The 20,736-nt window shown below is 42.9% G+C and carries 20 protein-coding genes; 12 read left to right on the top strand and 8 right to left on the bottom strand.

From position 1 onward, the window contains the following. Positions 1-183: 183 nt before the first annotated feature. From argS to metX, 3 genes are all read right to left on the bottom strand, one after another. Entirely contained in the window at positions 184-1,905 is a 1,722-nt protein-coding gene (gene argS / locus BHC51_RS12225; RefSeq protein WP_100099931.1) for an arginine--tRNA ligase, read from the bottom strand. Between the two features lie 244 nt (positions 1,906-2,149). Continuing rightward, positions 2,150-2,746 (bottom strand): methionine biosynthesis protein MetW, encoded by a 597-nt coding sequence (metW, locus tag BHC51_RS12220; RefSeq protein WP_100099932.1) that lies wholly within the window; start codon positions 2,744-2,746, stop codon positions 2,150-2,152. After that, positions 2,743-3,882 carry a homoserine O-succinyltransferase MetX gene (gene metX, locus BHC51_RS12215; RefSeq protein WP_100154156.1) on the bottom strand — a complete coding sequence of 380 codons (1,140 nt, stop codon included), beginning with the start codon at positions 3,880-3,882 and terminating at the stop codon, positions 2,743-2,745. Before metX ends, metW begins: the two co-directional genes overlap by 4 nt. An 81-nt stretch (positions 3,883-3,963) precedes the next feature. Between metX and BHC51_RS13460 the strand changes: the two genes are divergently transcribed. Beyond that, positions 3,964-4,146, top strand: coding sequence for a protein MIGRI (locus BHC51_RS13460; protein ID WP_100154155.1), 183 nt, complete (start codon positions 3,964-3,966; stop codon positions 4,144-4,146). 88 nt (positions 4,147-4,234) lie between these two features. Here BHC51_RS13460 and BHC51_RS12205 read toward each other — a convergent pair whose 3' ends face one another. Further along, entirely contained in the window at positions 4,235-5,212 is a 978-nt protein-coding gene (locus BHC51_RS12205) for a malate dehydrogenase (RefSeq protein ID WP_100099934.1), read from the bottom strand. A 186-nt stretch (positions 5,213-5,398) separates the two neighbouring features. Between BHC51_RS12205 and BHC51_RS12200 the strand changes: the two genes are divergently transcribed. The 11 genes from BHC51_RS12200 (at position 5,399) to BHC51_RS12145 (ending at position 17,777) form a co-directional block, all read left to right on the top strand. Next, complete coding sequence (locus BHC51_RS12200) at positions 5,399-6,199, top strand: GntR family transcriptional regulator (RefSeq protein WP_100124403.1); 801 nt, start codon at positions 5,399-5,401, stop codon at positions 6,197-6,199. 141 nt (positions 6,200-6,340) lie between these two features. Continuing rightward, complete coding sequence (sdhC, locus tag BHC51_RS12195; protein ID WP_100099936.1) at positions 6,341-6,721, top strand: succinate dehydrogenase, cytochrome b556 subunit; 381 nt, start codon at positions 6,341-6,343, stop codon at positions 6,719-6,721. Continuing rightward, positions 6,718-7,065, top strand: coding sequence for a succinate dehydrogenase, hydrophobic membrane anchor protein (gene sdhD, locus BHC51_RS12190; protein WP_100154154.1), 348 nt, complete (start codon positions 6,718-6,720; stop codon positions 7,063-7,065). Before sdhC ends, sdhD begins: the two co-directional genes overlap by 4 nt. Before the next feature lie 2 nt (positions 7,066-7,067). Then, on the top strand, positions 7,068-8,837 hold the full coding sequence (gene sdhA / locus BHC51_RS12185; RefSeq protein ID WP_100099938.1) for a succinate dehydrogenase flavoprotein subunit: 1,770 nt from the start codon (positions 7,068-7,070) through the stop codon (positions 8,835-8,837). A gap of 12 nt (positions 8,838-8,849) precedes the next feature. Then, complete coding sequence (locus BHC51_RS12180) at positions 8,850-9,554, top strand: succinate dehydrogenase iron-sulfur subunit (protein WP_100154153.1); 705 nt, start codon at positions 8,850-8,852, stop codon at positions 9,552-9,554. Further along, positions 9,554-9,811, top strand: a complete 258-nt coding sequence (locus tag BHC51_RS12175) for an FAD assembly factor SdhE (protein ID WP_100099940.1) — start codon at positions 9,554-9,556, stop codon at positions 9,809-9,811. Before BHC51_RS12180 ends, BHC51_RS12175 begins: the two co-directional genes overlap by 1 nt. Positions 9,812-9,884: 73 nt before the next feature. Beyond that, a complete protein-coding gene (gene gltA, locus BHC51_RS12170; RefSeq protein WP_100099941.1) occupies positions 9,885-11,168 on the top strand; it encodes a citrate synthase in 1,284 nt (427 codons plus the stop codon). A 196-nt stretch (positions 11,169-11,364) separates the two neighbouring features. Further along, on the top strand, positions 11,365-14,190 hold the full coding sequence (locus tag BHC51_RS12160) for a 2-oxoglutarate dehydrogenase E1 component (protein WP_100124405.1): 2,826 nt from the start codon (positions 11,365-11,367) through the stop codon (positions 14,188-14,190). A gap of 65 nt (positions 14,191-14,255) precedes the next feature. Beyond that, on the top strand, positions 14,256-15,476 hold the full coding sequence (gene odhB / locus BHC51_RS12155; RefSeq protein ID WP_100154152.1) for a 2-oxoglutarate dehydrogenase complex dihydrolipoyllysine-residue succinyltransferase: 1,221 nt from the start codon (positions 14,256-14,258) through the stop codon (positions 15,474-15,476). Positions 15,477-15,627: 151 nt separating this feature from the next. Continuing rightward, on the top strand, positions 15,628-17,040 hold the full coding sequence (gene lpdA, locus BHC51_RS12150; RefSeq protein ID WP_100154151.1) for a dihydrolipoyl dehydrogenase: 1,413 nt from the start codon (positions 15,628-15,630) through the stop codon (positions 17,038-17,040). A 176-nt stretch (positions 17,041-17,216) separates the two neighbouring features. Continuing rightward, a complete protein-coding gene (locus BHC51_RS12145; protein ID WP_100154150.1) occupies positions 17,217-17,777 on the top strand; it encodes a TIR domain-containing protein in 561 nt (186 codons plus the stop codon). 142 nt (positions 17,778-17,919) lie between these two features. Here the strand turns inward: BHC51_RS12145 and BHC51_RS12140 are convergent, their stop codons facing one another. The 4 genes from BHC51_RS12140 to BHC51_RS12125 form a co-directional block, all read right to left on the bottom strand. Further along, on the bottom strand, positions 17,920-18,330 hold the full coding sequence (locus tag BHC51_RS12140; RefSeq protein ID WP_180296510.1) for an RNA-binding S4 domain-containing protein: 411 nt from the start codon (positions 18,328-18,330) through the stop codon (positions 17,920-17,922). Positions 18,331-18,438: 108 nt separating this feature from the next. Then, positions 18,439-19,677 carry a nicotinate phosphoribosyltransferase gene (gene pncB, locus BHC51_RS12135; protein WP_100154149.1) on the bottom strand — a complete coding sequence of 413 codons (1,239 nt, stop codon included), beginning with the start codon at positions 19,675-19,677 and terminating at the stop codon, positions 18,439-18,441. 96 nt (positions 19,678-19,773) lie between these two features. Continuing rightward, positions 19,774-20,211, bottom strand: coding sequence for a PaaI family thioesterase (locus BHC51_RS12130; RefSeq protein WP_100099948.1), 438 nt, complete (start codon positions 20,209-20,211; stop codon positions 19,774-19,776). Next, the gene (locus BHC51_RS12125) at positions 20,208-20,687 is read right to left on the bottom strand and encodes a PaaI family thioesterase (RefSeq protein ID WP_100099949.1); all 480 of its coding nucleotides are present in this window, start codon (positions 20,685-20,687) and stop codon (positions 20,208-20,210) included. Before BHC51_RS12125 ends, BHC51_RS12130 begins: the two co-directional genes overlap by 4 nt. Positions 20,688-20,736 lie beyond the last annotated feature (49 nt).

The raw sequence follows: 20,736 nt of genomic DNA, 5'->3' as shown, positions 1-20,736 counted from the left end.
CTATAGTTGTTAGTTTATGTTATTTAATATATTGATTCCAAGAATATTTATTTTTCTATTTGAATTAAAATACAAATTTGTTGACTACGGTTTACTGCTTTATTTTTATAAAAAAATTGCACTGTCTGAGGTAATGCTGACTCAGACAGTGCAATTTGTAATTTAGATAAATATTTGCTTAAATTACATGGTTTCTAGAGTATCTATACCTAATAAAATTAAACCTTGCTGTAAGGTTTTGCCGGTGAGGCTGGTTAGCTGTAAGCGACTATTGCGTGTGGCATCATCGGCTTTCAGTATCGGGCAGGCCTCATAGAAACGGCTGAAGAGGGTAGCAATCTGATACAGGTAGGCTGCCAGATAATGCGGATAGGTGGAATCAGCAACGCTATCTAGCACGTCTTCAAATCTGAGTAATTCTACGGCCAGTTGTTGTTCCAGTGGTTCATTGAGATTAATACTGGTATTTTTATCCCATGTACCTGCTTTACGGAAAACGCTCTGTACTCGAGTATAGGCATACTGTAAATAGGGTGCGGTATTGCCTTCAAATGATAGCATGCTGTCCCAGTCAAATATGTAATCGCTGGTTCGGTTTTTACTTAAATCTGCGTATTTCACCGCACCGATACCTACTACTTGTCCGATATGAGCTATCTCGGCTGGACTTAAGTCGGGGTTTTTGCTGGCGACTAGAGCGGATGCTCGGGTTACGGCTTCGTTGAGCAAGTCCATCAGTTTTACGGTATCACCACTGCGGGTTTTAAATGGTTTGCCGTCTTTGCCCATCATGGTGCCAAAAGGTACATGTTCAGCGTGTACGTTTTCTGGTAGCCAGCCTGCTTTGCGAGCTACGGTAAATAATTCATTAAAATGCAGGCTTTGGCGTGCATCTACAACATATAATAGGCGATTGGCGTGCAAGGTATTGATACGATAGCGCAAACAGGCTAAATCGGTACTTGCATACAGGAAACCGCCATCTTTTTTCTGAATAATGAATGGAGCCGGTTCATTATCTTGATTCTTGAATTCTTCAAGAAAAACGACTTTGGTGCCATCGCTGTCTACAGCAATGCCTTTGGCCAGCAGTTCGTTCACGGTAGGCTGTAGCTGGTCGTTATAGAATGATTCACCGGTTACATCACTAGGTAATAGTTTTAAGCCCAGTTTTTGGTAAACTGCCTGCGCGTGTTGCAATGATGTTTGTACAAACTGTTGCCACAAGGTCAGTACGCTGGAGTCACCGCTTTGTAATTTTACTACATATTCACGTGCAGTATTGGCGAAGTTTTCGTCTTCATCAAAACGTACTTTGGCGTTGCGGTAAAACTGCTCTAAATCGGCCAGTTCCAGATCGGCACGGCCATTTTGTTGTTGCTCAGTCAGGTAAGCTACCAGCATTCCAAATTGGGTACCCCAGTCTCCTACGTGATTCTGTGCAATAACTTTATGCCCTAGAAATGATAATACTCGATTTAAGCTGTCTCCGATAATGCTGGAGCGTAAATGCCCTACGTGCATTTCTTTAGCCAGATTAGGTGAAGAATAATCGATAACAATTGTTTGTGGTTCGCTGCTGCGAGTAATGCCTAAATGATCATCCTGTAATGCGCTTTCGATATATTGAACCAGTTTTTCCGGCCGCAGACGCAGATTGATAAAACCTGGTCCAGCGACTTCTGCTGTGGCTATCAGATGATTTTCCTGTAGTGCTTCGGCAACTTTCTGTGCCAGTTCGCGTGGATTCTGTCTGTTTTTTTTGGCTGCTCCCATTACGCCATTGATCTGATAATCACCAAAATCACGGTTTTTGGCAGGTTGTAGCACAATTGGATGTTCAGCAAGTCCTGTTGCGCTGAATGCTTTTTCAACTTCAGCTGCAACTTGTTGATGTAATTTCATGTTGGTTTAACAATTAAGAAAATGGCTAATTTTCGCATAAATACGCGTAAATCGCATTAACAGAGCATGGTAACTGATGGGTAATATTGTTGCTGGGTAGAAAATTTATTCTGTAATGGAATAAGAATGCTGTTGTGTGAGTGGGGGAAGTACCTGTCTGTTGGTTTGTTGTTGAGTTTGGCGTATATTGCTGTTACCTATCTGGATTGCAGACAGACAGGGGGTGTCTTACAGGTTGGCAAGATTAGCCAACGCGATAAAAGGCTAAGCTACCGAGTAAGTTTGGCCATAAGCGAATACGTTTATTGCCACTCATTACGGCACGCTGCAAAACTCTTAAATGGTTTTTGGTGCATAATTTGTCGAAATCATGAAGAGTACACCAGTGAATATTTGGGGTGTTATACCATTGGTAAGGCATGCGTTCCGATACTGGCATATGCCCATTCAAAGCGATTTGCAGGCGATTGCGCCAGTAGCCAAAGTTGGGGAATGTGACGATGGCTTCTCTGGCTACGCGTTTCATTTCCTGCAGGATGTTTTCGGTATTTTTCATAGCCTGAATGGTTTGGCTTAAGACTATAATATCAAAGCTGTTATCGTTAAAGTGTTGCAGGCCGGCTTCCAGATCGGCCTGTATAACATTGATACCACGCTGCATGGCGGCTAAAACACTGCTGGTGGCAATTTCCAGCCCGTAACCTTGACAATTTTTGTGTTTGACCAGCGCTGCCAGTAGTTCACCATCGCCACAGCCTAAGTCGAGTACACGGCTATTGGGTGTAATCCAGTCGAAAATCATTTGTAAGTCACCACGCAGTGGCGTTGATGAAGTATTCATTGTGTCAGTTCGGTGGCTATATTGTTAAAATAAATACGGATGGCTGTCTGATAGTCTGTGTCTTCCATTAAGAATGCATCATGGCCATGGGCAGACTTGAGTGCTATGTATTGTACAGGTTTGTTGGCTGCGACTAGTGCGTCAAGTAATTCTTGTGAACGTCTGGGTGAGAAACGCCAGTCGCTGCTGAAGCTGGCAATCAGTATTTTGGCTTGGATTGCTGATACGGCAGCAACTAGATCATCAGCATATTCGCGCGCCGGATCGAAGTAATCAAGTGCTTTTGTCATCAGTAAATAGCTGTTGGCATCGAAAACGTTGGCAAATTTGTCACCCTGATAACGAAGGTATGATTCAACTTCAAATTCTACGTTGTAATTATACTGATAGTTTGGCTGACGCATTTGACGCCCAAATTTTTTGCCCAGTCCGTCTTCTGCTAGATAGGTGATATGCCCCATCATGCGCGCTATACGTAAGCCACGGCGCGGAATTTGTTGTTGCTGTGCATAATGTCCCTCACAAAATTCGGGATCAGTCAGGATGGCTTGTCGGGCTACATCGTTAAAAGCAATATTTTGTGTTGATAAGCGTGGAGCGGAGGCTATGATCAATGCATGACGCAGACGCTGTGGTTGATCAATTGCCCATTGTAATGCCTGCATTCCGCCTAAGCTGCCGCCCATTACTGCTGCCCATTGCTGGATACCAAGCCGGTCAGCCAGCATGGCTTGGCTCTGAACCCAGTCTTTTACTGTAACAATGGGAAAGTCGGCACCATATGCTTTGTTGGTGGCCGGATTAATACTAAGCGGTCCGGTACTGCCGTGACAGCCACCCAGATTATTCAGGCCAACGACAAAGAAGCGGTTGGTATCGACCGGTTTACCGGGACCAACCATGTTATCCCACCAGCCGGGATGTTTGTCGGTACTGCTATGGTAACCGGCAACATGATGATTTCCAGAAAGTGCATGGCATATCAGTACTGCATTAGTTTTGTCTGTATTAAGGGTGCCATATGTTTCAACCATTAATTCAAACTGTGGTAAAACACAACCGTTCTGCAAGGTTAACGGACAGTTGAAAGACCACTTTTGCGGAGTAACAATGCCAATACTATCTATTTCTTTCATGGGAATAGGTAAAAGAATAGAAAACTGGCATTATAGCGGCTTTGTCTGATTTGCACAGATTTAACGTGTTTTGGAAAGTATATGATAGGACGATTACTGCGTCTGTTTGCTATTGTAATTTTATTGGGTGTGTTGTTAAGGCATGTGCTTGGAAGACGGCAAAAGCAGACTCTGGGTTATTGGGTAAATTGTCTTGCTCTGATATTGTTGGTAGTTACTTTGTTAATGTGGCTGTTATATGTATTTAAATTGGTTTTCTGGTAAATGGGAAAGTGTTGTAGTTTTGATTAATTAAAAATATCCGGCCAGTTGTTCAGGCTGGCCGGATATTTTAGGATATTTTATTTGTATTTTATAATAAGCTGCTAACTTCAGCTTTTTCTTCTTCAAGTTCTGCTAAAGTATGGTTGATACGCTGCTGACTGAATTCATCAATTGGCAAATCTTTAACAATTGTGTATTGACCATTTTCACAAGTCATTGGAAAGCCAAATACAATTCCTTCTGGAATGCCGTAAGAACCATCAGATGGTACTCCCATGGTAACCCATTCACCATCACTACCGATTATCCAGTCATGAATCTGGTCGATGATGGCGTTGGCGGCACTTGCTGCTGAAGAGAGGCCACGGGCTTCGATAATCGCAGAACCGCGTTTACCTACTTTAGGCAGATATTCGTTTTTATACCAGTCCTGATCATTGATCATTTCCGCTATGTTTTCATTGTCTAAGGTGGCAAAACGGTAATCGGTGTACATGGTAGGGCTGTGATTTCCCCATATACACAGTTTTTTAATTTTACTTACTGGTTTGCCGGTTTTTTCGGCCAGCTGGCTGAGTGCGCGGTTTTGGTCCAGACGCATCAGCGCGGTAAAATTTTTAGCCGGTAAGTCTGGTGCGGATTGCATGGCTATATAGGCATTGGTATTGGCCGGATTGCCCACTACCACGACTTTTACATCACGGCTGGCTACTTTATTTAGAGCCGCACCTTGAGTGGTGAATATTGCTGCATTTGCCTGTAGTAAATCGCTGCGTTCCATACCTTTGGTGCGCGGGCGGGCACCAACGAGGATGGCTATGTCCGCATCTTTGAATGCTACTTCAGGATCGTCTGTAGCGAACATGTCGACCAGCAGGGGAAAGGCGCAATCTTGTAATTCCATCATTACGCCCTTAGCAGCGGTTTGGGACTGGGGTAAATCTAAAAGTTGCAGAATAACCGGAGTATCAGTTCCAAGCATATCGCCACTGGCAATGCGAAAAAGCAGAGCATAACCAATCTGGCCGGTAGCACCCGTTACGGCGATGCGTACAGGTTTTTTCATAACTTATCCTCTTAAAAAATAAAAACACGACTACAAATATTTTTTCTTGTCTTTGAAGGTGGTTGGTTTGTCAGTACTACAAGAATTTGGTGCGTATGATAACAAGATTTTGTTCAAAATTAAATTAATTGGAGTAAATAGATTGATGTTTTTCGAGAATATAAAGGTAGTTTTTTATGTTATCTTATGTCTTATATAAGACTTTATTTACATAGGTTTGAAATGCCGTACAATAGATTGAAAAGTAGTCCGCTCAAAAGGCGTATTCCGTTATATCAGTCAGTCATGCAAAGGGTTGTACATTTACTTGTGGATGGTGATTTCAAGCCTGGGCAGCCATTACCCAGTGAATGGGATCTGGCGGCGCACTGGGGTGTGAGTCAGGGTACGATACGCAAGGGGCTGAATGAGCTGGTATCACGAGGTATTTTACGGCGTCATCAGGGGGTAGGTACTTTTGTTACTCAGCAAAACTGGGATTGGGGCTGTTACCCTTTTACTGAGATGCCTGTACTACAAGAAGGTAAAACGAGGCAGGTCTGGCCCGTGGCGGAAGTACTGAGTCTGGTAGTGACTGCTGCTGATGAGGAAACCGCCGTACAGTTAGGTTTAAAAAAAGCTGAACTGGTGTGGAAAATTATGTTGCTATGGCGTACTGGTTATGCTGAGGTGGCAGTAGATGAAATATTTTTACCTGTTGCATTATTACCAGATTTAAATGTGCGGTTTATACGTCGTCGTCGCAGTTTTTATGCTTTTTTATTGCTTGAATATGATGTTCTGGTGGATACTGCCCAACAATGGCTCTGGCAGACAGTTTTGCATCCAGAAACAGCCAGACTGTTAAAAGCGGATATGGCTCTGCCTGCATTGTGTCTTGGACGCTTGAGTCAGAGTGTTGACGGTGTACTCTATGAGTGGCGCCGGCGTTATTTACGGTTAGGAAATCAAGCCATGCAGTTAAGTGGTTTTACTGCTGAGTTTTGAGGGATGAATTGTAAATAATTTGTGTGTTGTGTTTTTGCATATTTGCTAAAAACTAAGTCAATTGCTGTAAATTTCGGTTGTAGGCGACTTAGGTCGCTGGTTTTGAGTTTTATATCACCTAATAATCAAGAGGAGTTACCGATGCAAAAAGAAAGGCCAGTGTATCTGGATATACATAAGATACGACTACCCATACCGGGTATTGTATCTATTTTTCATCGTTTTAGTGGTGTAGCACTTTTTATCTGTATTCCGCTGTTTTTATGGCTGTTTTCAGGTACGCTGTCTCATGAGTCTGCGTTTGATACATATTATGCGCTTGTGCAAAATCCTTTGGTGAAGTGCATTCTTTTTCTTTTGCTGCTGGCTTATGTTTATCACAGTTTGGCTGGTGTTCGTTTTCTGCTTCTGGATATTCATAAAGGTACAGAGCTTAAAACAGCACGGGCTTCTGCTAAGGCTGTGATTGTCTGCGCAATTGTATTGACCGTTATTATCTATGGAGCGTGCTTGTTATCATGATTGATCGTAATTTGGCTGGTGCGCACTATGGTTTGCGCGACTGGATTATGCAGCGTATTACAGCGGTAGTTATGCTGGTGTACTCAGTACTGTTCTTAATCATGATTATCTGTTTACCTCATAGTTATCAGCAATGGCAGTGTTTCTTTGCTCAAACTTGGGTACGTCTGGTAACACAGATTTTTATACTGGCTTTGACATTACATGCCTGGGTTGGTATTCGTGATTTGTGGATGGACTATATTAAACCTGCAGGTTTACGTCTGTTTTTGCATGTAGCCACAATTTTATGGCTAGTTGGCTGTCTGATTTATTCTGTTCAAGTGATTTGGGGGTTAGCATGAGTATGCCCAAGAGTTTGCCGGTACGTCGTTTTGATGCAGTAATTGTTGGCGGCGGTGGCGCAGGGCTTCGTGCAGCTCTGCAATTATCTAAAGCGGGTTTGAGTACAGTGGTGTTGTCTAAGGTTTTTCCAACACGTTCGCATACGGTAGCGGCTCAGGGGGGTATTTCTGCCTCTCTTGGCAATGTGCAGGAAGACCACTGGAACTGGCATATGTACGATACGGTTAAAGGTTCTGACTGGCTAGGTGATCAGGATGCGATTGAATTTATGACGCGCCGTGCACCTGATGCCGTTGTGGAACTGGAGCATATGGGTATGCCGTTTGACCGTGTTGAATCCGGCAAGATTTATCAGCGTCCTTTTGGCGGACATACTGCTGAATTCGGTAAACGTGCAGTGGAGCGTGCCTGTGCTGTGGCAGACCGTACGGGTCACGCTATGTTACATACGTTGTATCAGCAAAATGTACATGCAGAAACTCAGTTTTTTGTTGAATGGGCTGCCCTTGATCTGATTCGTGATTCTGAGGGGGTGGTTATTGGTGTTATCGCCATGGAAATGGAAACAGGTGAGGTTTTCATTTTGCATGCTAAAGCGGTGTTATTTGCCACTGGTGGTGCGGGTCGTATTTATGCATCTTCTACCAATGCCTATATGAATACTGGTGATGGTCTGGGTATGGCTGCACGAGCTGGTATTCCTCTTGAGGATATGGAATTCTGGCAGTTCCATCCTACTGGCGTTGCTGGTGCTGGTGTTTTGATCACTGAAGGGGTGCGTGGCGAAGGCGGGATTCTGCTGAACAGTGAGGGTGAGCGTTTTATGGAACGTTATGCGCCTACTGTAAAAGATTTGGCTTGTCGTGATGTGGTTTCGCGGGCTATGTCGATTGAAATCCATGAAGGTCGTGGTGTAGGCAAAAACAAGGATCACGTTCTGCTGAAAGTAGATCATCTTGGTGCCGAAAAAATTATGGAAAAGCTGCCGGGTATTCGCGAAATTTCTATTCAGTTTGCAGGTGTTGACCCGATTAAAGACCCTATTCCAGTGGTGCCAACCTGTCACTATATGATGGGTGGCATTCCCACTAATTATCATGGTCAGGTGGTCATGGCCAAAGGTGATGATCTGGAAGCTCCGGTACCGGGTTTTTATGCTGCTGGTGAATGTGCCTGTGCTTCGGTGCATGGTGCCAATCGTCTGGGTACCAATTCATTACTGGATCTGGTGGTGTTTGGTAAGGCAGCAGGTGATCATATGATTGATTATATTAAAAAACAGGTTGCACATCGTGAATTGCCTGCTGATGTTGGCGAGAAAACACTTGCTCGTCTCAGCCGTCTTGAAAATCAAACTAATGGCGAGGAGGTGGCTGAAGTACGTAATGATTTGCAGCGGTGTGTTCAGTCGCATGCTGGTGTATTCCGTACTGATGCTCTGTTGCAGGAAGGCATTGAAAAAATCAATGAAATTGCTGAACGTGTAGCCAAAACACAGATTCATGACAAGAGTAAGGTGTGGAATACAGCACGGCTTGAAGCACTGGAACTGGATAATCTGATTGAAGTGGCTCAGGCAACTCTGGTTTCTGCTGCTGCACGTAAGGAATCACGTGGAGCACATGCTTCAGATGATCATCCGCAACGTGACGATGAAAACTGGATGAAACACACATTGTACTACGCTGAAGACCAGCATTTGGAATATAAACCGGTACACACCAAACCTTTGAGTGTGGAATATATAAAACCGGCCGAACGCGTTTACTAAGGAACTATCAAGATGGAAAAAATCCACTTCCAGGTGTACCGCTATAATCCCGATGTGGATGCCAAGCCGTACATGAAAGATTACGAACTCGAAATTGAACCTACAGATGTGAAGCTATTGGATGCGCTGATTAAGCTTAAGGCGCAGGATGACAGCTTATCTTTCCGCCGCTCTTGCCGTGAAGGTATTTGTGGTTCTGATGGTATGAATATTAATGGCAAAAACGGTTTGGCCTGTCTGACTGATATTCGTAGTCTGAAGCAGCCAATTGTTTTGAAACCTTTACCTGCTTTGCCTGTTATTCGTGATCTGATTGTTGATTTTACGCAGTTTTTTAATCAATATCATTCAATTAAACCCTATATGATTAATGATACGGTGGCACCAACGCGTGAACGTTTACAGTCGCAGGCAGAGCGCAAAGAGCTGGACGGTCTGTATGAATGTATTCTGTGTGCCTGCTGTTCTACGTCATGTCCTTCATTCTGGTGGAATCCAGATAAATTTGTTGGTCCGTCCGGACTGCTGAATGCTTATCGTTTTATTGCTGATACTCGTGATACTCGTACTAATGAGCGTCTGGATAATCTGAACGATCCTTACAGGTTGTTCCGGTGCCATACGATTATGAACTGTGTTGATGTTTGTCCGAAACATCTAAATCCAACGCGAGCCATCGGTAAGATTAAAGACTTAATGTTAAGAAGAGCAATCTGATGCAGCATTTTGATGATAATGCCAAACGTCGCATACGCTGGTTAACCCGTCGTGGTTTGCTTGAGCTGGATATTATTTTGGGTCGTTTTATGTCGCAATTCTTTGACCAGCTTTCTGATGCTGATTTAAATGCATTTGTGGCGTTAATGGATCTACCCGATCCGGAAATTCTGGCATTGATCAATCGGTCTGAAAACTGTTTCAGTTCTCAGTTTGAGCCTGTTCTTGAAAAAATAAGGCAGGCTCAACTTTTGTGAAATGCTTTTCTTTTGTTAATGTTTTTAAGTTTATTTTATTTAAATAGAAAAATTGAAAATTAAGGAGTTAGAGATGACCAAGAAAGCTATACTCAGCATTGAGGGGCAAGAACCTTTTGAGATGCCGGTATTATCTGGCAGTCTAGGACCGGACGTAGTTGATATTCATAAACTGTATTCTGGAACCAGCATGTTTATGTTTGATCCAGGGTTCACATCAACCGCATCCTGTGAATCGAAAATCACCTTCATTGATGGTGAAAAGGGGCAGCTTTATTATCGGGGATACCCCATTGAACAGCTTGCAGAGCACAGTGATTATCTGGAAACCTGCTATTTGCTGATATATGGTGAGTTACCCGATGCAGTCGAGAAACAGAAATTTGAGCTGGGTGTGTTGCGTCATAATATGGTGCATGAACAGCTTACTTGGTTTTTCCGTGGCTTTCGACGTGATGCTCATCCGATGTCAATGATGGTAGGGGTAGTAGGTGCACTAGCAGCATTCTATCAGGACAGTTTGGATATCAATAATCCAGATCACCGTCGAATTGCTGAATACCGCATGATTGCCAAGGTGCCAACTCTGGCAGCCATGTGTTATCGCTACTCAAAAGGCTTGCCATTTAATTACCCGCGTAACAATCTGTCTTATTCTGGCAATTTTATGCATATGATGTTTGCCAAACCAACGGAGGACTATGTAGTAAATCCTGTGCTTGAACGTGCTTTGGATCGAATTTTGATTTTGCATGCAGATCATGAGCAGAATGCTTCGACATCTACTGTGCGTTTGGCAGGTTCATCTGGTGCCAATCCTTTTGCCTGTATTGCAGCGGGTATAGCCTGTCTGTGGGGGCCGGCTCATGGTGGTGCCAATGAGGCAGTTTTGAAAATGCTGGATGAAATTGGTGATGTATCCCGTGTTGAAGAATTTATGCAGGGGGTTAAAGAAAAACGTTATCGTCTGATGGGTTTTGGACATCGTGTATACAAAAATATGGATCCACGTGCCAAGATTATGAAACAGACTTGTGATGAAGTGTTAAATGAATTGGGATTGCTTGATAGTCCTAAATTCAAGCTGGCAATGGCTCTGGAAAAAATTGCTCTGGAAGACCCATATTTCATTGAACGCAAGCTTTATCCGAACGTTGATTTTTACTCTGGTATTGTTCTAAGTGCATTGGGTATTCCGACCACAATGTTTACTGTGTTGTTTGCTGTGGCACGTACAGTTGGCTGGGTATCACACTGGCACGAAATGATTGCTGACCCAAATCAGAAAATTGGCCGTCCGCGACAGCTATATACTGGTTCTGGTCGACGCGATTATCTACCTGTAGATAAACGCTGATTATTTGTGTGTGTGTACAGGCAGCTGTAAAGCTGCCTGAAACATATACTGATGCTTCATCCTCATGTTGTACACGTGGTGATCTGGAATCGGTATGTTGATATGCGGTAATCTGGAATCGGCATTCGATTTGAATATTGGTAGGGGATAGTAATATTCCTGTTTTATTAGTTTAAGGTAAAAAAGGGTTTTTACCATGATGGAAGAACAAACCAGTCTTTCTTATTTATATGGTGCCAATGCTCCTTACATTGAGGAGCTTTATGAGAGCTACCTGAAAGATCGAGATTCAGTTGATGAATACTGGAAAGATTATTTTGACAAAGTAGCGGCATTGCCTGGCTACGTTGCCAAAGATATACCGCAATTACCGATTCAGGAATCTTTTGTCAATCTGTCCAGACAGCATGGTACTGCTGCGCAGGGTAGTGTTGATTTAAATATATTACAAAAGCAGGTATCAGTATTGAAGCTGATGAATGCTTATCGTACTCTGGGTAGTCGCAATGCTAATCTGGATCCGCTAAAACGCCGTTCTAAAGAATATTTGGCTGAACTTGATCCGGCACAATATGGTTTGACAGATGCTGATATGTCTACCAAATTCTATACTGGTAGCGATTTTGCATGCAGTCCGAAGCTGCCTTTATGTGAAATTATCAATAAGCTGGATCAGACTTATTGTGGTACGGTTGGTGTGGAATTTATGCACATCACGCGTCCGGATGAACGCAACTGGGTTCAGGAGCGGGTAGAAAAAGATTTATCAGCCAGCAATTATACTCCTGAACATAAACGCCGCATTCTGAAACAGTTGACTGCTGCTGAAACGCTGGAACGTTATTTACATACTCGTTATGTCGGCCAGAAACGTTTCTCGCTTGAAGGTGGCGAAAGCACGATTGTTGCTTTGGATTATCTGATGCAGCATTGCGGCAATCACGGTGTTGAAGAGGTTATGATTGGTATGGCTCACCGTGGCCGTCTGAATGTGCTTGTGAATATCCTTGGTAAGGAGCCGCGCGATTTATTCAGCGAATTTGAGGGTAAATATACAACTACTCTGCCTAGCGGTGACGTGAAATACCACATGGGCTTTACCTCTGATCTGGCTACCAGCAATGGCCCGCTACATGTTTCACTGGCTTTTAACCCATCTCATCTGGAAATTGTTAATCCGGTAGTGGAGGGTGCTGTACGTGCACGCCAGAAACGTCGTGGTGAATCTGGCCGTAAAGCTGTATTACCAGTATTGATTCATGGGGACTCTGCATTTATCGGTCTGGGTGTAAATCAGGCTAATTTCAATCTTTCCCAGACACGTGGCTATACTACTGGCGGTACTATTCATATTGTGATCAATAACCAGATTGGTTTTACCACTTCTGATTTACGTGATACCCGTTCTACTGTGTACTGTACAGATCTGGCTAAAATGGTTGATGCACCGATTTTCCATGTGAATGGTGATGATCCTGAAGCGGTGAGCTATGTGGTAAGTCTGGCGATGGATTATCGCAAGTCATTCGGTAAAGATGTGGTAGTGGATATTGTTTGCTTCCGTAAGCTGGGCCATAACGAAGGTGATGACCCAATGCTGACACAGCCGATGATGTATAACAAAATTCATCAGCATCCTGGAACACGTGCGCTGTATTCAGATCGCTTGGTAAATGAAAATGTGATTACTAAAGAACAAGCGGATGGATTGATTCAGGCTTATCGTGATGCGCTGGATAAAGGTGAACATGTTGAACAGACTACGCTGACTGATTACAACCATAAGTACGCGGTAGACTGGACACCTTATATGGGTACTCACTGGAATCATCCGGTTGAAACTGGTATTCCTGCCGCAGATATTCAACGCCTGACTGCTAAATTTACTACGCTTCCTGAAGATTTTACTCCACATAATACTGTAAAGAGAATGCTGGCTAACCGTATTGCTATGGCAGAAGGTACACAGCCTATTGACTGGGGTATGGCTGAGACACTGGCTTATGCCAGTTTGGTAACCAATGGCAATGGTGTTCGGATTTCAGGTGAAGATTCCGGCCGTGGTACTTTCTCTCACCGTCATGCTGTATTGCACGACCAGAAACGCGAAAAGAGTGATGCCGGTGCCTATGTGCCTTTACGCAATCTGAGTGAAAATCAGGCATCATTCTTGGTAATTGATTCTATCCTGAATGAAGAAGCTGTATTGGCCTATGAATATGGCTTTGCTTGCAGTGCACCTGATCAACTTGTTATCTGGGAAGCACAGTTTGGTGATTTTGCCAATGGAGCTCAGGTAGCAATTGACCAATTTATTACTTCTGGTGAAACCAAATGGGGTCGCTTGTGTGGCTTAACTGTGATTTTACCTCATGGCTATGATGGTCAAGGTCCTGAACATTCTTCTGGCCGTTTGGAGCGCTGGCTGCAATTGTGTTCTGAAGATAATATTCAGGTTGTGATGCCGTCTGAAGCTTCTCAGATGTTCCATGTGTTACGCCGTCAAGTATTGCGTCCATACCGTAAACCACTGGTTATTTTCATGTCCAAACGCTTGCTGCGTTTCAATGAATCCATGAGTCCGCTCAGTGATTTCACTGAAGGCCATGCTTTCCGTCCGGTAATTGGCGATCAGGTTGAAGGTAATGAAAATAGCGTTAAACGGGTGATTCTGTGTGCTGGCCAAGTGTACTACGATATCAATAAGGCGCGTTTGGAACGTGATCTTGGTAAAGATATTGCTATTGTGCGTGTGGAACAGTTGTATCCGTTCCCATACGAACAGCTGGCTGCTGAATTGAGCCGTTACCCCAATGCAACTGAAATTCTGTGGGCTCAGGAAGAACCAAAAAATCAGGGTGCATGGTTCCAGATTCGTCATCGTATTGAGAAAATTGCTGGTAGCAAGCAAAAAGTTATTTTTGCCGGTCGTCCGGCCAGTGCTTCACCAGCCGTGGGTTATATGAGTAAACACGTTGCTCAGCTCAAACAACTGGTTGATGATGCTCTGGAATTAAAATAATCCAAATCCATTCTGAATAACTGGCCACCTTGGTGGTGGCCTTTGCCCTTTTTTAGGAGTAATCCATGATTATTGATGTAACCGTTCCCATGCTTCCAGAAAGTGTGACTGAAGCCACTCTGATGACTTGGAATAAAAAAGTAGGGGATTTCGTACAGCGTGACGAAAACCTGATTGATCTGGAAACGGATAAAGTTGTATTAGAATTGCCAGCTCAGCAGGCAGGTAAATTGGTGGAAATTATTGAAGCTGATGGTGCAACCGTGACAGCGGGTCAGTTGCTGGCTAAAATTGATACTTCAGCTACTGCAGAAGCTACAGCTCCCGCTGCGGCAGCACCACAGGAGGCTACTCCTGCGGCAGCTGCTCCGGTAAGTACCGCTCCTGCCAATCAAACTCAAGCTGGTGTTGCTATGCCTGCTGCTGCCAAATTGGCTGCGGAAAAAGGTGTGAATACAGCTACTATTCAGGGTTCCGGTCGTGATGGCCGTGTACTGAAAGAAGATGTTGCTGCCGCTGCCTCTGCACTGGCTTCTGCACCTACTATGGCTACCAGCAAAGCCGCTGCGCCTTCTACCGCCGGCGACCGCGTAGAACAACGTGTACCGATGTCTCGTTTGCGTTCTCGTGTTGCTGAACGTTTGTTGCAGTCACAGCATGAAAATGCGATTTTGACTACATTTAACGAAGTGAATATGAAACCGGTTATGGATTTGCGTAACCGTTATAAAGATCAGTTCCAGAAAGAATATGGGGTTAAACTGGGCTTTATGTCTTTCTTCGTTAAAGCTGCTGTTGCTGCTTTGAAGAAATACCCTGTTGTAAATGCTTCTATTGATGGCACTGATGTTGTTTATCACGGCTATTTTGATATTGGTATCGCAATTGGCAGTCCGCGTGGTCTGGTGGTACCGATTCTGCGTGATGCTGATCAGATGAGTATTGCTGACATCGAACAGGCTATTCATGATTATGCGGTAAAAGCCAAAGATGGTAAACTGGCACTTGAAGATTTGACTGGCGGTACTTTCAGTATTACTAATGGCGGTACTTTCGGTTCAATGATGTCTACACCAATTATCAATCCTCCTCAATCGGCTATTTTGGGCATGCATGCTACTAAAGAACGTGCTGTGGTTGAAAATGGTCAGGTTGTGGTACGTCCAATGATGTATCTGGCTCTTTCTTATGACCATCGTCTGATTGATGGACGTGAAGCAGTATTAACTCTGGTTGCTATTAAAGATGCCTTGGAAGATCCTGCACGTTTGCTGCTGGAGCTGTAAGCAAATTATTGATTGCTGTATTCTGTTTTGTGACAGAGTACTCTAAGAAATAACAACCGTAATGATGGCCATACCCGGATAATATGGCGTTTGTGCCACATTACGGTTTGGTTTTATCAGTCTGAAATTTTCATGATTGAAAGGAATTTTGATGTCTCAATTTGACGTTGTGGTAATTGGTGCGGGTCCTGGTGGCTATGTTGCGGCTATTCGTGCTGCTGAGCTGGGATTTAAAACAGCTTGTATTGATGCTGGATTAAATAAAAAGGGTGATGGACCTGCTTTGGGCGGTACATGTCTGAATGTAGGTTGTATTCCTTCTAAAGCTTTGTTGCAAACCAGTGAAAATTATCATGCTGCTCAAGCTGAATTTGCTGAACATGGGATTGATGTTGAGGTTAAAGGCTTCAATGCCAAAAAAATGATTGAACGTAAAGATGCTATTGTTAGTAAGTTGACTAATGGTATTGGTTTTCTGTTCAAAAAAGAAAAAGTAGAAAGTATTTTTGGTAAAGGTTCTCTGCAAGGTCAGGTTGATGGCTTATGGCAGATTGAAGTGGATACCAATGGTACTAAACAGTTGGTTACTGCTAAACATGTAATTATAGCAACTGGTTCTTTGCCACGTCCGCTGCCTCTGACTGAAATTGATAATGTTAATGTACTGGATAATGAGGGTGCACTGAATCTTGAAGCTGTACCAGCCAAACTAGGTATGATTGGTTCTGGTGTGATTGGTCTGGAAATGGGCTCTGTGTGGAATCGTCTGGGTGCGGAAGTTACCATTCTGGAAGCTATGCCTACATTTCTAGCCGCTGCTGACCAGCAGGTAGCCAAGGAAGCTTTCAAGGTTTTCACTAAAGAACAAGGTCTGAATATCCATCTTGGTGTAACGGTTAATGAAATTGTTAAAGGTGAAAACAATGTGACTGTTAAGTACACTGTTGCCGGTGAAGAAAAAACGGAAACCTTTGATAAGCTGGTTATTGCAATTGGCCGTATTCCCAACACTAATGGTCTGAATGCTGAAGGTGCTGGTCTGCAAAAAGATGATCGCGGCTTCGTTGTGGTTGATGATGAATGTCGTACCAGTCTGCCAAATGTATGGGCGATTGGTGATGTGGTTCGTGGTCCGATGCTGGCACATAAGGCTTCTGCGGAAGGTGTGGCTGTGGCTGAACGTATTGCAGGACAGAAACCTTTTGTAGATATGAATACCATTCCGGCAGTTATGTATACTCATCCAGAAATTGCGTGGGTTGGTCAAACTGAGGAGCAGTTAAAAGCTGCTGGTGTGAATTATAAAAAAGGACAGTCCAGCTTTGCTGCTAATGGTCGTGCTCTTGGTATGGGGCAAGCAAAAGGATTTGTTAAGATTCTGGCTGATGCGACTACTGATCGTGTATTGGGTGTGCATATCATCGGACCTGTAGCTTCTGAACTGATCGCCGAAGCAGTGATGGCTATGGACTTTAAGGCTTCTAGCGAAGATATTACCCGTATTGTTCACGCTCATCCGACATTATCTGAAGCAATGCATGAGGCTGCCTCTTCAGTTAAATAATACTGATTGTTGTACAGATTTAACCCGTATTCTTCTGGATACGGGTTTTTTATTTTTAGTATGATTGAATATATATATATTTGATATTAAAGTATTTTATTGTATTAAGGTGCTGTTTGGGGTAATATACGTTAATTGATGTTTTTTCCTGTAATGCATAAATTGGGGGAAATTCTATGCCTAATAATTATTGTGTTTTTTATGTGGATGAACCCTTTAATGAATTTTCTGCTGGTGCGTTAATTCAGAAAGATTATTTTTATTATAATCAATTGAGAACATGGAAAGCTCAAGATGCACTTTTTCCGTTTCAAGATTTACATCATGAAAGATATGATGTCCGTGATGGTAGCGATTGGGGAAGTGTTTTAAGACCACGCATTAGAGAGCGTTTAAAGTGTGCTGATAATATAGTTTTGATTTTAAGTGAGGATACTTTTCAATCACGAAGTGTGAAAGAAGAGATTGAATATGGTATTGGATATTTAAAATTACCAGTCATCGTAATTTATACTGAACTACTGGAAAAAAAGGATATGCTGGTTACTGGAAAAAACAATATAAATTTTAAAGTCCATTATTTCTGCAATAAATTACCTATATTCAAACAGTTAAAGGCTCAGGTTCCGGTTTTACATGTACCATTCAATAAAGAAATGATTGCCAAGGCATTTAAGAAAAATAATTTTGTTAAAAATAGCCATATCAGGCCGAATAATTATATGGTGACGACCTGATATTGATTAGATTTATCAGTATGCAATGTTTGCTGATATAACATAAAAATATCTTGATCACGTTGCTGGAGCAGACCAATGTAGATTAGCAGAGCTGAAAAAGTGAATTTTTCTGTTTAAGCTAAGCCTATACTCTAATAGTTTATTCTTTCCACTGTCTTTTTACTTTATCAAGTGCCCGGCGATCGCGTTTGGTGGGTCTGCCATCAGGATATGCGGCACTTATCTTACTAGCCTGATTAAGTGCTTTCAGTTCTGCCCGTTTGGCAGCGATAGTGCTGTCTTCGCTGTAAAGTAAACGGGCTTCCGGTGCAGGGCGACGCATTTGATTGAGTTGCTGTACTTGAATTCTATAGGGCAGGGAATTGAGGGTTAAATCAATAATGTCACCGATCTGGATATTTTTGCTATTTTTAACTTTGGCGCCATTTACCTGAACGCGTCCTAATTCGATGTGTTTTTGTGCCAGCGCCCGAGTTTTAAAAAATCGTGCTGCCCACAGCCATTTATCTAGACGCATGCTTGTTGTGCTGATGCTGTTGTTTTTATTCATGGATTTATATTGTCCTGATGTTGGTCTGTAATTATCTTAAATGCTGTTGAGTGATAGGTTAAATTATTTAATAATTTTATGACATAAATTTTTTCCTGTTGATATGATTTAATCCAGTTTTACAACGGTGTTTTCTGGTATGTCAAAAATTTGCCGCAGATAAGCCAGAAATGTATTGTTGTCTGTCATGGTTTTACCGGGTGAATCAGATATCTTAGCTACAGACTGTCCGTTGCATTCAACTAGTTTTAATACGATATTTAATGGCGTTAAGCCCATATCGCAGGTGAAATTGGTACCAATTCCAAAACTGGTTTTGAAACGGTTGTTAAAGTGGATATATAAATCCCAGGCACGCTGTAAATCGAGTCCGTCACTAAAGGTCAACATTTTGGTACGGGAATCTATTTTTAGTTTCTGGTAATGAGCATATGCTTTTTCTCCCCAGATATAGGGATCGCCGCTGTCATGCCGCAGTCCGTCAAACAGTTTGGCAAAATACAGATCGAAATCGCGCAGGAAGGCATCCATGCCAACTACGTCAGTTAAAGCTATGCCTAGATCGCCACGGTATTCATGTACCCATGCTTCCAAGGCAGCTTTCTGAAAATCACGTAAACGCACATCCAGAGCCTGAAAGGCCTGTAAGAATTCATGAGCCATGGTGCCAATAGGAATCAGTCCAAGTTCTTTGGCAATATATACGTTGCTGGTTCCGCGAAAAACACTGGGTGCTGCTTCGTGGAGGGTTCTTACAACATGTTTCTGCCATGAATAGCGATAGCGACGCCGGGTACCAAAATCGGAAACAATAAATGGTGAGTTGTAATGCTGTTGTTCTGATGCGTAGCGGTGTATCAGCTTAGCTTTGGCTTGAAGACGTCGTTCGCCTTCTGCCAGTATTTCGGATGTTTCCAGTCGGTGAAAATACAATTCATTGACAATGGATAGAACAAATATTTCAAAAAACATTGCCTGAATAATAGGGCCTTCAATACGGATATTCAGGTACTGATTATTATCTATGGATGTTTTGATAAAACGGCGCTTTAATTGAAACAGCTCCATATAGTCAACGAAATCGCTTTTGATAAAGCGCAGGCTGCGCAGATATTGCAATTCGTCTTTGCTGAATCTCATCTGGCAGAGACGATCCAGCTCCCAGTTTAGTTCTTCCAGAATATCGCCCAGCGGATATTCTGTTTCATGGTTGTTACGACAGCGAAATTCATAGACACCAGTTGCTTGGGGAAATTGGTGCAGGACAACCTGAAGCATAGTGAATTTGTATAAATCTGTATCCAGTAGTGACTGGATAATCGGTGGTCGGTTGGTATTTATGGCCATATCGCTGATTCAACTCTTGCAAAAAAGTGAAAGTGTAAAGCTATTTCAGAAGAATATGTCTTCGGTGTTCGGGTATGGGCTAGCAGTTTATTTTTTTCATTCGGCTATTGCAGGCATTTGCAGGTGTGCACGTGCAAAAGCAATAGGTTTATCTGACTGGTTTTGCCACATTGTTACGGTAACATGTGAAATACGCTTGCCTGCATGCATAATCTGGCATTGGGCATAGCTATCCAGCGCCTTGCCACTCAATAAATAATCTGTTGTGTAGTCAATTATCCGAGCTGGCTTAGACAAGTTTTGCTGTTCCATCAAATATAAATTGATACAGCTTTGTAAAAAGCCGCCAATTAGGCCACCATGAAGTGCAGGCAGGAAAATATTACCAATATTTTGTGGAGCAAAAGGTAAGCTGTATAGACGTCTGTTCTGGCTATCTGTACCAATTTGCAGATTTATTGCTGCACTGTAAGGCATAAGCTGATAAGCCTTGCTGGTTAATTGTTCATCTAGCTGGAAAATAGTCGGACTCATTTGGCTTGCTCCTGTTGCAGATATGCCTGTAATGCCCGTTGTTCTGTTTCACCTAACGGAGTGTGAATAAAGGTAGCCATACCTAGAGCAAAGGGTTGATTTTCATCTTCCTGAAAGCAGTGGCTGCGGATAAAGGCAATCTGTCCTTCTTGGCGGTAACAATGTGCGCGAACATGAATTGGCTGTTTGGCTGTGGGCTGTTTCAGGTAATCTATGCGCATATCCAGTGTGGCTGTGGTTTCAAACTGTTGAAACAATGCGGCCAGTGAGCAGGCAGAAGCCATATCAACAAGTGTAGTGATTACACCGCCATGAATATTGCCACTGTCAGTGTTTTCAAGCAGTTCATCGCGCCAGTCAACAGAGATGACTGGTTCACCGGAGCTACAGTCTCCATAAATTCTTAACCAGCGGCAATGCGGTAAATTCAGATAGTGATTAAACAGGGTTTTAAATAACCCGGGCTGGGCAGGCATGATAGTATCCTGATGTAAATATTAATTGTTATATTAGGGTTTTTCACTG

Source organism: Snodgrassella alvi (genome assembly GCF_002777745.1).
Lineage (GTDB): Bacteria > Pseudomonadota > Gammaproteobacteria > Burkholderiales > Neisseriaceae > Snodgrassella > Snodgrassella alvi_D.
The sequence above is the reverse complement of the archived record's forward strand: the minus strand, read 5'-3'. Positions and strand labels throughout refer to the sequence as shown.